Below are 12,031 nucleotides of genomic sequence, written 5' to 3'. Positions count from 1 at the left end.
GATGCAGGGAATGAATAACAACAGCGGGTCAGATATGAAAAAGCAGCGCGGCGCATCCGGGCTGGTCATGCTGGTCATGGTGCTGTTTTTTGGCAGCCTGCTAACCTTGTTGCTGAAGCTTGGGCCAGCGTACATGGATGATTACACCATCCAGGAAGCACTCGAAGGTCTGAACGATACCAAAGGATTGTCGGAAATGGGGCCAGCCGAAGTGCGTTCACAGATTAATAAGCGCCTGAGCGTGAACAATGTTCGCACTCTCAGCGCCGAGAGCATTACCGTTGACAAAGACGGTGATCGGGTACTGATTATGGTGGACTATGAAGTGCGCTCGCCGGTGATCAGTAACGTAGACGCCGTGATGCACTTCAAGCACGCTTACGATATGAGTGGCCAATGAGCGTTCAGCCCGACCTTGAGCCCTTGCAGCGACGTATCGGTTATCAGTTCAAATCCCAGGAACGTTTACTGCTGGCTCTGACTCACCGCAGTTTCGGCAATCAAAACAATGAACGCCTTGAGTTTCTGGGTGACTCCATTGTAAACATGGTGATCGCCGAGCATTTGTTCAGGCGCTTCCCCAAAGCCCGTGAAGGGCAGCTAAGCCGCTTGCGGGCGCGCATGGTCAAGGGCGTAACTCTGGCAGAAATTGGGCGGGAGTTTGATTTAGGCTCCTATCTGCGCTTGGGTTCAGGTGAGCTAAAAAGTGGCGGCTTTCGCCGTGAATCCATACTGGCAGATGCGGTAGAGTCGGTCATCGGCGCTATCTATCTGGACAGTGATTTTGTTACCTGTCAGGCTCAGATATTGCGTTGGTTTGATTTGCGCCTGCAGAATCTGGACTTACAGGATACCCAGAAAGACCCGAAAACCCGCCTGCAGGAATATCTTCAGTCGCGCCAGTTTCCGCTGCCGATTTATGACGTTCTGTCGGTTGACGGTGAAGCCCACAATCAGACATTTCACATATCCTGCGCGCTGTCCTCATTGGGGCGCAAAACCACAGGCAGCGGCAACAGTCGCCGCATAGCCGAACAGCAAGCCGCCCGTAATGCCCTGAAAGAACTGGGTGTGGAGAACGATTGATGACGGATACAACCCGCCCGCAAGACCCTGACAGCCGTTGTGGCTTTGTGGCCATCGTAGGACGCCCCAATGTGGGCAAGTCTACCCTGATGAATCACATGCTGGGCCAGAAGCTCAGTATTACCTCGCGCAAGCCGCAAACCACCCGTCACCAGGTTCTGGGTATAAAAACCATTGGCCCGGTGCAGGCTGTGTATGTCGACACACCGGGTATGCATGAAGAACAACCACGGGCGATAAACCGATACATGAACAAGGCTGCTACTTCGGCCTTGAAAGGTGTCGACGTGGTGGTATTTGTGGTTGACCAGTTAGCCTGGACCACCGCCGATGAACTGGTGCTGGAGAAGCTTTCGAGCTTGAAATGCCCGGTGATTCTGGCGATCAACAAGGTCGACAAAATGGAAAAACGGGAAACCCTGCTACCGCATCTGGACATGCTGTCGCGTAAGCGCGATTTCGCCGAAATGATTCCCGTCTCGGCACTGCGCGAGACGAACCTGATACCGCTGGAAGAATGTGTCGGCCGCTTCCTGCCGCAGAGCGTGCACTTTTACCCAGACGACCAGATTACCGACCGCAGTGAGCGCTTTATGGCCTCGGAAATGGTGCGTGAGAAAATCACCCGCCAGCTAGGTGCCGAGTTGCCCTATTCGGTGGCGGTGGAAATAGAAGAGTTTAAGCACGATGGTAAAACTCTGCACATATCAGCCGTGATACTGGTTGAACGTGAAGGCCAGAAGAAAATCATCATTGGCGATAAGGGCGACCGCCTGCGCAGCATTGGCCAGGATGCGCGGATTGACATGGAGCGGATGTTCGACAACAAAGTCATGCTTCGGCTTTGGGTGAAGGTCAAACGCGGTTGGGCCGACAGTGAACGGGCTTTGAAAAGCCTGGGCATGAACGATTTCTGAGTCTGCCATGAGCAGCAAGGTAATGCAGGAGCCGGGCTATGTAATTCATCGCCGGCCCTGGCGTGAAACCAGCTTGCAGATAGACGTGTTCACCCTGAATTACGGCCGCGTTGACTTGATTGCCCGTGGCGCCAGTACCAGCAAAAGCCCGCTCAAAGCCCAGTTGCAACCGTTTCAGCCACTATTGTTGGACTGGGCTGGCAAGGGGGGACTAAAAACCCTGACTCAGGTAGAGGTTCGCCCGGCGCCGGTTCTGGCGCAATCGCAAGCACTGTTCAGCGGTTTTTATCTGAATGAACTGATGCAACGCATTCTGCCTGCGGCCGACCCTTATCCGCTGTTATTTGCTGCTTATCTGGATGCCATGGCCAAGCTTGCCGCTGCTGCTGAGCTGGAACCGGTGCTGCGGCGTTTCGAACGCAGTCTGGCGCTGGCCTTGGGTTACGATTTCGCCTGGGATCTGGCGACCGATAGCGGTGCGCCGGTGCAAGCAGGCTGGTTTTACGGATACCATCCGCAGCAGGGCATTGTTGAGCGCCCGGGTGCCGATGTGCGGGTAAAAAAACTCCGTGGCGTTGCGCTGCTCGCGCTGGCTGCCGATGATTACAGTGACATTGAAGCGCGCCGCGTCGCCAAACGGGTGATGCGTGCGCTGGTGGACTATTTGTTACAAGGGCGACCACTGCACAGCCGCCAACTTTTTATCCAGTCAGGAGCAGTAAAATGAACTCCAGAGTATTACTTGGTGTGAATATTGATCACGTGGCCACTTTACGCCAGGCCCGCGGCACGCGGTATCCCGATCCGGTACAGGCTGCATTGCTGGCGGAAGAAGCCGGCGCCGACGGCATAACCATTCACCCGCGGGAGGATCGCCGCCACATTCAAGACCGTGACGTGCTGCTGTTACGCGATACCTTGCAGACCAAAATGAACCTTGAGATGGCGGTAACCGACGCCATGTTGGATTTTGCCGAACAAATCCGCCCGGCCTGCGTGTGCCTGGTGCCTGAAAAGCGTGAAGAACTGACCACCGAGGGCGGTTTGGACGTTGAGGGCCAGGAAGCCCGCATCGCCAAAGCCTGCGAACGCCTGGCGGCCATAGGTGCGGAAGTGTCCCTGTTTATCGACCCGGACAAAACTCAGATTGATGCCGCCGTACGCTGTGGCGCGCCGGTAATTGAATTGCACACCGGCGAGTACGCCGAGGCCAGCGGCGCGGCTGCGGATGCGGCGTTCAAAGTATTGGTGGAAGCGGTCACCTACGCTCGCAAGAAGGGTTTGGTGGTTAACGCAGGCCACGGTCTGAATTATCACAACACCGAGCGGGTGGCCGCGATTGCCGGGATTAACGAGTTGAATATCGGCCACGCTATTATCGCCCGGGCGGTCTTCACCGGCCTGAAAGAAGCCGTGCGGGATATGAAAGCACTGATTGATAACGCTTGCCGGCGTTAGGAATGCGTCGGCTTTAAGAGTGCGTAAGGCTGCTGTGTTGTCTGAAGAGTAACTGCCAATGGGTGTTGTCGCCCCAGTTCAATAGCCGCTTCAATGCTTTTAACAGCTGATCGGTCAGGGTATCAATATCGCTGTCAGCCGTTTTTAACGCGGTCTCCAGTTGATTTGCAGCGGCCCGAACTTCCGGTACGCCGCAGTAGCGGGCGCCACCGTGCAGCTTGTGCACGCACTCCAGCAGTTCCAGCCTATTGCCGCTGTGCCAGTGCTGCTCAATGGCTTCTACGGTGGGTGTTATTTGTTCCAGCAGCATGCTGAATAACTCTTCGGCCAGGTCTGCTTTGCCGGCTGCCAGGCGCAGGCTTTCCTCAATACTGATGCATTCCCTGGTCATTTTTCGACTCGACGGTCGCAGTGCTCTGCGGCTGTCGCGCACTTCGTTAGCTCGACCGCCGTCGCCTGCACCGTCGCAACATACCAATCCTGTGTGCTGCTCGACGGCGTCCAGCAGTTGGCGGCTGCTGACCGGCTTGGTCATATAGCCGTCGAATCCCTGCCGCGCCAACCGGCCTCGCTCGTCACTCATGGCGTGAGCGGTCAGTGCAATAATGGCGGCACGCTGGCAGCCGGCGGTTTCCAGTTGCCTTAGCCTTTGGGTAGTAGCAACGCCGTCCATACCTGGCATCTGCAGGTCCATGAATATCAAATCGAATTGACGGGAGCGGGCCTTTGTCAGCGCTTCAAAGCCGCTGGCGGCGCCTACCGTGTTTACGCCCGCATCCTGTAGCAGGGTCAGCACCAGTTTGAGATTGGCTTCGTTGTCGTCTACCGCCAGAACCCTGGGGTTGAGGCTTTCTCTGTCGGGTTCCGGCTGTGGTGTTGCCAGACCGTAACCGCGATCGGGCGTGTGGTCGTTAGCGTTGATGCCGTGCACCAATAACATCAGCTCATTGTAGAGCGCCCCGCGCAGAACGGGTTTGGTCAGGTGGCTGCTAACATTGGCCACCAGGGGGGTGTCGTGGCTTTCTAAGGTTGGCGTCAGCAACAGGGTGCGACAATCGCGGTCAACCTCAATGCTGTGCACCAGGCTGCGATATTGGCTGGAATTGAGCAGATGGCGATTAATACCAATCAGCGCGACGGCAAAGCCGGCCTGCTCTCGCTGCGCCTGTTCGATGCGCTCTTGCATGGCGTCAGGAGAGCTAACCCGCTCTACGGTAACGCCCCAGTCCCGCAACAGGTGCTTCATCGCCAGGCCGGTGGTTTTTTGTTGCTCCAGATAAATCATGCGTTCACCGCGCAGGCCGTTACGGGGACTGTCGCTATCGTTTTGGCTGGCCCGCGTGCTGGTCAGGGTGAACCAGAATGTAGAGCCTTTCCCAGGCTCGCTTTCCAGGCCGATCTTGCCGCCCATTTCCTCTGCCAGGCGTTTGGATATAGCCAGACCGAGCCCGGTACCACCATATTGCCGTGCGGTTGATGCGTCGGCCTGACTAAACGCATCAAACAATGGTCGCTGTTGTGCGCGTGACAGTCCCATGCCTGTATCCGCTACGCTGATGCGCAGGGTAACGGAGCCATTATTGGCGTCCTCTTCTTCCAGGCTGGCACGCAGGACCACTTCGCCGGTGTGGGTAAACTTGATGGCGTTGTTGAGCAAATTGGTAATAATCTGTTTCAGCCTTAATGGGTCGCCCATCAGGTTGTTGGGCACATCGTTGTAAACCAGGGTCACCAGGTCCAGGTTTTTGTCGTGCGCTGCCGGCGCGAGCATCACCATGACTTCTTCCACAATATCCCGCAGCTGGAACGGTACCCGGTCCAACGTTAGCTTGCCGGCTTCGATTTTGGAAAAGTCGAGAATGTCGTTGATGATGGTCAGCAGGATCTCCGATGACTTGCGAATCGTGTTCAGGTGATCTCTTTGCTGGCGGGCCAGGGAGCCTTTTAACAGCAGTTCGGTGAACCCGATAATACCGTTGAGCGGAGTACGGATTTCGTGAGACATATTGGCCAGAAATTCTGATTTTATGCGGCTCGCCTCCAGCGCTTCCTTACGCGCAAAATCCAGTTCAATATTCTGGATTTCAATAGTTTCCAGCGTTTCCCGTAGGTCTTCGGTGGCCTGGTCCACGTTTTTCTGCATGTCTGCCTGGGCCTTGCTCAAGGCGGCCGCCATGGCGTTCAGGCCGGACTCAAGCTGTTGAAATTCGGGCCCCGCTCGAGTACAAACCCGGGTTTCCAATTTGCCTTCTTTAAGCTCGGCAACGGCTTTATTAAGTTTATAAACCGGGCTGGTGAAAGCCTGGCTCAGGCGCAACGACACCAGCATGCTGAACACCACACCGGAAAGGACTAACAGCAGGGAAATCAACAGGGCTTTGTAGGTTTCTTTTTCGGTGCGGATATGGGACATCTCCACGGCCACCCAGCCCAGAGTTTGCTGGGTACTGGGCACATCAGCCTCGCCATTGGCATTGAGCAGATTCTCGATCATCAGGTCCTGCAGGGTAACCGGCGTAATGAAAAAGGTACTCTGCTGGCGCGGTAGCTGCTGCGCGACCTGACCCTGCAGCTGCTCGGCGATATCGCGTTTGTGGGTGTCTGGGCCGGTGTGCAGAAGACGCTCGCCGGCGCTGTCGAAAAAGCTGATGGAGCGCACATCCTGCTCTTGCAGCAAGGCGTTGGAAAGGCTGTCTAACAAGTGCCGGTTGGCCGTAAACAGGCCGTATTCTGAGCCCGCCGCCAGTTGCCGCGACAAGGCTTCGCCGCGGTCCCGTAGCAGGCTTTCAATCTGGTTAACCCAACTTGAACTGAAAAACAGGCCCAGCAGTAAAGTGGTAGCCAGCGTGGGTATCAGTGTGGCCATCAGTACCTTGTTGCGAATGCCCCAGTGACGAATACCCCGGTTGGTAAAATCCCAGCGCCCCATAAACAATTCCAAAAAATGGCATTTTGCCCGCGTACTACGGGCATCAGTCTGTTGGTTCGGTGTTTGCGCCCGACGGGTGTTGTTGCCGGCAGCCGTTAACCTAATTCGTAGCTATAACGCCAGGCTCTTGCGATAGCAATAAGCTGTATTGGGCTGGAGTCGCTATAAGGCGTATGATTTAACCCCAAAAGTGTACCACAGGGACTCATTATGTATTTTCCAACCATTGAAGATTATGTTGGTAAAACCCCCCTGGTTCGCCTGCAGCGCCTGCCAGGCGATACCAGTAATGTCATCCTTGCCAAACTGGAAGGTAATAATCCGGCCGGTTCGGTCAAAGATCGGCCCGCGATTAGCATGATCCAACAAGCCGAAATCCGCGGCGACATCAAGCCCGGCGATACCCTGATCGAAGCCACCAGCGGTAATACCGGTATTGCCCTGGCTATGGCGGCGGCGATAAAGGGTTACCGCATGGTGTTGATCATGCCTTCCAATATGAGCGAAGAGAGGCGCGCGTCCATGCGCGCTTATGGCGCCGAAATCATTGCGGTGAGCAAGGAAGACGGTATGGAAGGCGCCCGCGATCTGGCCGAACGCATGCAGGCCGAAGGCAAAGGCAAGGTTCTGGACCAGTTCGCCAATGCTGACAACCCACTGGCGCACTACCGCACCACCGGCCCTGAAATCTGGCAGCAGACCAATGGCCGGGTAACCCATTTCGTGGCCTCTATGGGCACCACGGGTACGGTTGTGGGCGTGTCCCGCTACTTGAAAGAGCGCAACCCCGACGTCCGCATTGTTGGCCTGCAACCCAGCGAGGGCGCGGCCATACCGGGAATTCGGCGCTGGTCAGAAGCCTATATGCCTAAAATTTTTGATGCCAAGGCGGTTGATCAGGTAATGGATATTGGTCAGGTCGAGGCCGAGACCACGATGCGCGCGCTGGCCGAAAAAGAAGGTATTTTTTGCGGCGTATCGTCTGGCGGTTCCATCGCCGCGGCGCTGCGACTTTCCCAAACGCTTGAAAACGCCGTTATCGTGGGCATTATTTGTGACCGTGGTGACCGCTACCTGTCTACCGGCGTATTTCCTAGCGCCTGAGCCTGATTAAAAAAGAGAAGAATTGATGAGTAGAAGACGCAGAAAAGTGTTGCCCCAGGAACCTGTGCGCTGCGAGGTCGAAAAACTCGGCCATGATGGCCGTGGTATTGCCCGTAACGAGGGTAAAGTGCAATTTGTCAGCGGCGCGCTGCCAGGCGAAACAGTGATGGCCAAGATGGTTGGCAGCCGCAGCAAATTTGACGAATTGCGCACACTTGAGGTACTGAACGCGGCTCCCGACCGCCAGACTCCGCCCTGCGATTTTGCCGCTGTGTGCGGTGGCTGCAGCCTGCAGCACATGAGCGCAGAGGCGCAGATTGCGTTCAAGGAAAACACTCTGAAAGAGCACTTTGCCCATTTTGGTGGTATCGAGCCCGAGCAGTGGGTTAAACCTCTGCGCGCTGACACCATGGGTTACCGCCGCAAAGCGCGGCTGGGTGTGCGTTTTGTAAAGGCACGTGAATCAGTGCTGGTTGGTTTCCGCGAAAAGAGCAGTAATTTCCTGACGGATATTGACCGCTGCCTGGTGCTGGACCCACGTATTGGCGAACGCATTATGCCGCTGCGCGAATTGCTGCACGGCATGGATGCTTTTGACCGCATTCCCCAAGTAGAGGTTGCCTGCGGTGATGATGTGGCCGTGATGGTGTTCCGTAACATGGAGGACTTGAGCGACGGCGACCGCAGCAAGTTGATTGTGTTTGGTCAAAACCACGATCTGCACATTTATTTGCAACCTAAAGGCCCGGACACGGTTCACCGTATCTGGCCGGAATCTGCAGGTCACCAGGATGAACGTTTGAGTTACAGCTTGGCGGAATTTGATTTGACCCTGGCGTTTCACCCAATGGACTTCACCCAGGTGAATGCCAGCATCAACCAGGTGATGGTTAAGCGCGCCATCGACTGGCTGGACGTGCAGCCCGGTGAGCGAGTCTTGGATCTTTTTTGCGGTTTGGGCAACTTTACCCTGCCGTTGGCCCGCAGTGGTGGCCAAGTGGTCGGTGTTGAAGGCGACGACGCCATGGTTGAGCGCGGCCGCGAGAACGCCGCGTTGAACGGCCTGGATAATGTCACCTTTTTTGGCGCCGACTTGCACGGCGATTTTACCGGCCAGAGCTGGGCCAAAGAGGGTTTCGACAAGATTCTGATTGACCCGCCGCGCTCCGGCGCCGAAGACATCTGCCAGTACTTAACCGCCTTTAACGCCAGCCGCATTGTGTATGTGTCTTGCAACCCGGCCACCTTGGCGCGGGATGCGGGTGTTATGGTGCGTAATGGCTACCGCCTGGTGCAAGCGGGTGTCATGGATATGTTCCCGCATACTACTCACGTGGAATCCATAGCGCTTTTTGAGCGTGATTCTGGTTAAGCGCGATTCCGGCTAATCTGAAAAAGAGTCGACATGGTAAAAGTTCGCGAAGATTACGCCGTGACCGGCAGCGGTGAAGTAGACATTGCCCACTGTGTGCGTCAGCTGGCCGAGCAGACCCATCTTGAGGATGACAGCCTGTTACGCCAGGCTTGCGAAAGAGCCGCGGCTATTGACCTTAAGGCCTATCGGGAAGACCGACAATGGACCCCCGGCGCCAGCAGTTTCCGCACCGGCATTGAAATGGCTCGAGTGCTGGCAGAGCTGCACCTCGACCAGGCCAGCCTGACGGCTGCTGTGCTGTATCGCGCTGTGCGCGAAGAACGGGTAACGCTAGAAGCCGTGCGTAAAGAGTTTGGCGACGAAGTGGCTGGCCTGATTAACGGCGTGCTGCAGATGGCGGCGATTTCGTCTATCCATCATCCCCTGAAAGGCAATGTTCTGGGCCAGAGCGAAGGCCAGCTCGACAACGTGCGTAAAATGCTGGTGACCATGGTTGACGACGTGCGGGTTGCGCTGATCAAACTCGCTGAGCGCACTTGCGCCATCCGCGGAGTGAAAGACGCATTGCCGGAAAAACGCATGCGAGTTGCGCGGGAAGTATTTGAGATCTATGCCCCGTTGGCGCACCGGCTGGGCATTGGCTATATCAAATGGGAACTGGAAGATCTGTCTTTCCGCTACCTGCACGAAACCGCTTACAAGAAAATTGCCAATCTGTTGGATGAAAAGCGCCTGGATCGGGAAAGCTACATCAAGCGGGCGGTGGCCTCGCTGGAGTCGGAACTGGATAGTGCCGGTATCAAGGGCGATGTGTCGGGCCGGGTCAAGCACATCTACAGTATCTGGCGCAAAATGCGCCGCAAAGGCATTGATTTCAGCCAGGTGTATGACGTGCGCGCCGTGCGTATTCTGGTTCCGGAGGTGCGCGACTGTTACGCCGTGTTGGGTATCGTTCACGGCCTGTGGCGCCACATTCCTAACGAATTTGACGACTACATCGCGAACGTCAAAGAAAACGGTTACCAGTCTTTGCACACCGCGGTCATCGGCCCTGAAGGCAAGGTAATGGAGGTGCAGATCCGCACCCATAAGATGCACGAAGAAGCCGAACTGGGTGTCTGCGCCCACTGGCTTTATAAAGGGACCGACACCAAAAACAAATCCACCAGTTACGATGCCAAAATAAACTGGTTGCGCCAGGTGCTGGAATGGCAAGAAGAGTTGGGCGATTTGTCCGGCTTGGCGGAACACCTGAAATCCGAGGTGACATCCGATCGGGTTTACGTGTTTACGCCTGAGGGCCATGTGGTTGATCTGCCCCAGGGTTCCACCGCCGTAGACTTCGCTTATCGGGTACATACAGAAGTCGGTCACGCTTGCCGAGGCGCGCGCATCAACGGGCGTATCGTGCCCTTGATCTACCCGCTGAAAACCGGCGACCAAGTGTTCATACTGACGTCTAAAAATGCGACACCCAGCCGCGATTGGCTCAACCCCAACCTGGGCTACATTCGCAGTTCGCGCTCCCGCGCCAAGGTCATCAGCTGGTTCAAACAGCAGGATCGCGGTCGTAATATCAGCGATGGCCGTACCATTCTGGACGACGAATTCAAGCGTTTGTCATTGCACGACTGCAATCTGGAACGGCTCGCCAAAAAAGTGAATTACCACAGCGCTGAAGACATGTGTGCGGCCATTGGCGCGGGCGACCTGCGCCCGGCCCAAGTGGCCAATGTGGCCCAGCAAATGCTGGAACCAAAAAATGAACAGCCCGAACTGAAGCTGCGCAAGCAAAGCAAAGCCTACGATACCGAATCTGACATTCGCATTGTGGGTGTGGGCCAATTGAAAACCCAGGTGGCCAAATGCTGCAAGCCTTTGCCAGGTGACGATATTGGCGGCTACATTACCGTTGGCCGCGGTGTGACCGTTCACCGGCAGGACTGCAACACTTACATGGGTCTGGTGGAAACAGAGCCACACCGCATTATCGAGGTCAGTTGGGGCGTGCGCCAAGCCTCGGTATACCCGGTGGATATTAGCGTTGACGCTTATGACCGTTCGGGCCTTTTGCGCGATATCACCCAAGTGCTGTCGGCATCGCGCTGCGATGTGCTGGCGTTACACACTCAGAGCAATCGTGACGACAACACGGCCAACCTGACGGTCACTGTAGAAATCTCCGATCTGGAACAACTGGCCAAACTGCTGTCCCAGATCCGCAACCTGCCCAACGTCATCGAGGCTAAGAGAAAACGCTGATGAGCTATTCGCTGGACGACTTGAAAACCCTGATGGAACGCTTGCGCGATCCAGACACCGGCTGCCCGTGGGATGCCCGCCAGACGTTTGCGTCCATCGTGCCCCACACGCTGGAAGAAGCCTACGAAGTAGCTGACGCCATCGAGCGCAAAGATTACCCCCACTTGGAAGACGAGTTGGGTGACCTGCTGTTCCAGGTCATTTTTTACAGTCAGATCGGGCAGGAATCCCGGCATTTTGATTTTGATTCGGTGGTGGACAATCTGGTGCGTAAGCTGATCCGCCGCCACCCCCACGTGTTTCCCGAAGGCACACTTGAAAGCCGGATCGATCCCCATAACCGCCCGGGCGAAGACTGGATCAAACAGAGCTGGGAGCGCATCAAAGCGGAGGAGCGGTCGCTAAAGTCTGCCCCTGACAGTTCCGGGCCCGCGGGGCGCTTGGACGCAATTGCCCGCACTCTGCCGGCCATGGCGCGAGCTGAAAAACTGCAAAAGCGGGCCGCCCGCCATGGCTTTGACTGGCCCGACATTGGCCCGGTGTTCGATAAGTTGCACGAAGAAATTGATGAACTGAAAGAAGCCTGGCAGGCCGCCAATGACGGCAGCGGCGAACGGGATGCCCTGGAAGATGAGCTGGGCGACGTGATGTTCGTGTGCGTGAATCTGGCGCGCTTTATGAAAGTGAATCCCGAACAGGCTTTGAAACGCACCAATCATAAGTTTGAAGCGCGCTTTCGCGCCATCGAGGCCGAGCTTGCGGCTCAGGGCCGTGATATGGACAGCGAAACCCTGGAGGCGCTGGACGCCATCTGGCAGTCAGTGAAAGGTGTGGAGCGTCAGCGCTGAGGCGGTCAAGCCGCGTAGACTTCGGCAGTGGTTCCTTAGTATCTTAACGAGG

Annotated in this window: 10 protein-coding genes; 9 read left to right on the top strand and 1 reads right to left on the bottom strand. The window is 56.2% G+C overall.

The features are described 5' to 3' along the window. The first annotated feature begins 10 nt into the window (after positions 1–10). From ATG98_RS01510 to pdxJ, 5 genes are read left to right on the top strand one after another with little or no spacing between them, the layout of a single operon-like run. A complete protein-coding gene (locus ATG98_RS01510) occupies positions 11–400 on the top strand; it encodes a DUF4845 domain-containing protein (RefSeq protein WP_098421698.1) in 390 nt (129 codons plus the stop codon). Then, positions 397–1,086, top strand: coding sequence for a ribonuclease III (rnc, locus tag ATG98_RS01505; protein ID WP_007350855.1), 690 nt, complete (start codon positions 397–399; stop codon positions 1,084–1,086). The genes ATG98_RS01510 and rnc overlap by 4 nt, the downstream gene beginning before the upstream one ends. Then, complete coding sequence (era, locus tag ATG98_RS01500; RefSeq protein ID WP_098419203.1) at positions 1,086–2,003, top strand: GTPase Era; 918 nt, start codon at positions 1,086–1,088, stop codon at positions 2,001–2,003. Before rnc ends, era begins: the two co-directional genes overlap by 1 nt. A 7-nt stretch (positions 2,004–2,010) precedes the next feature. Next, positions 2,011–2,730 carry a DNA repair protein RecO gene (recO, locus tag ATG98_RS01495; RefSeq protein ID WP_098419202.1) on the top strand — a complete coding sequence of 240 codons (720 nt, stop codon included), beginning with the start codon at positions 2,011–2,013 and terminating at the stop codon, positions 2,728–2,730. Beyond that, positions 2,727–3,461: a pyridoxine 5'-phosphate synthase gene (gene pdxJ / locus ATG98_RS01490; RefSeq protein WP_098419201.1), complete on the top strand. Its 735-nt coding sequence runs from the start codon at positions 2,727–2,729 to the stop codon at positions 3,459–3,461. The genes recO and pdxJ overlap by 4 nt, the downstream gene beginning before the upstream one ends. 13 nt (positions 3,462–3,474) lie before the next feature. Here pdxJ and ATG98_RS01485 read toward each other — a convergent pair whose 3' ends face one another. Next, positions 3,475–6,390: an ATP-binding protein gene (locus ATG98_RS01485; protein ID WP_179888012.1), complete on the bottom strand. Its 2,916-nt coding sequence runs from the start codon at positions 6,388–6,390 to the stop codon at positions 3,475–3,477. Between the two features lie 210 nt (positions 6,391–6,600). On the opposite strand from ATG98_RS01485, the gene cysM reads away from it, so the two are divergent. Genes cysM through mazG form a run of 4 tightly spaced genes read left to right on the top strand, consistent with a single transcriptional unit; the run spans position 6,601 to position 11,979 of the window. Further along, the gene (gene cysM, locus ATG98_RS01480) at positions 6,601–7,494 is read left to right on the top strand and encodes a cysteine synthase CysM (RefSeq protein WP_098419200.1); all 894 of its coding nucleotides are present in this window, start codon (positions 6,601–6,603) and stop codon (positions 7,492–7,494) included. A 25-nt stretch (positions 7,495–7,519) separates the two neighbouring features. Beyond that, complete coding sequence (rlmD, locus tag ATG98_RS01475) at positions 7,520–8,866, top strand: 23S rRNA (uracil(1939)-C(5))-methyltransferase RlmD (RefSeq protein ID WP_098419199.1); 1,347 nt, start codon at positions 7,520–7,522, stop codon at positions 8,864–8,866. A 33-nt stretch (positions 8,867–8,899) separates the two neighbouring features. Continuing rightward, positions 8,900–11,131 carry a GTP diphosphokinase gene (gene relA, locus ATG98_RS01470; RefSeq protein WP_098419198.1) on the top strand — a complete coding sequence of 744 codons (2,232 nt, stop codon included), beginning with the start codon at positions 8,900–8,902 and terminating at the stop codon, positions 11,129–11,131. Beyond that, on the top strand, positions 11,131–11,979 hold the full coding sequence (gene mazG, locus ATG98_RS01465; RefSeq protein ID WP_098419197.1) for a nucleoside triphosphate pyrophosphohydrolase: 849 nt from the start codon (positions 11,131–11,133) through the stop codon (positions 11,977–11,979). Before relA ends, mazG begins: the two co-directional genes overlap by 1 nt. Positions 11,980–12,031 lie beyond the last annotated feature (52 nt).

This window comes from Marinobacter sp. LV10R520-4 (assembly GCF_002563815.1).
Classification (GTDB): Bacteria; Pseudomonadota; Gammaproteobacteria; order Pseudomonadales; family Oleiphilaceae; genus Marinobacter.
This window is presented reverse-complemented; position numbering and strand designations above follow the sequence as displayed.

Bases quoted from the DNA above. Each gene is read 5' to 3' on its own strand.
- recO (WP_098419202.1), top strand. From the start codon at position 2,011: ATGAGCAGCAAGGTAATGCAGGAGCCGGGCTATGTAATTCATCGCCGG.
- era (WP_098419203.1), top strand. From the start codon at position 1,086: ATGACGGATACAACCCGCCCGCAAGACCCTGACAGCCGTTGTGGCTTT.
- ATG98_RS01510 (WP_098421698.1), top strand. From the start codon at position 11: ATGAATAACAACAGCGGGTCAGATATGAAAAAGCAGCGCGGCGCATCC.
- rlmD (WP_098419199.1), top strand. From the start codon at position 7,520: ATGAGTAGAAGACGCAGAAAAGTGTTGCCCCAGGAACCTGTGCGCTGC.
- rnc (WP_007350855.1), top strand. From the start codon at position 397: ATGAGCGTTCAGCCCGACCTTGAGCCCTTGCAGCGACGTATCGGTTAT.
- ATG98_RS01485 (WP_179888012.1), bottom strand. From the start codon at position 6,390: ATGGGGCGCTGGGATTTTACCAACCGGGGTATTCGTCACTGGGGCATT.
- cysM (WP_098419200.1), top strand. From the start codon at position 6,601: ATGTATTTTCCAACCATTGAAGATTATGTTGGTAAAACCCCCCTGGTT.
- pdxJ (WP_098419201.1), top strand. From the start codon at position 2,727: ATGAACTCCAGAGTATTACTTGGTGTGAATATTGATCACGTGGCCACT.
- mazG (WP_098419197.1), top strand. From the start codon at position 11,131: ATGAGCTATTCGCTGGACGACTTGAAAACCCTGATGGAACGCTTGCGC.
- relA (WP_098419198.1), top strand. From the start codon at position 8,900: ATGGTAAAAGTTCGCGAAGATTACGCCGTGACCGGCAGCGGTGAAGTA.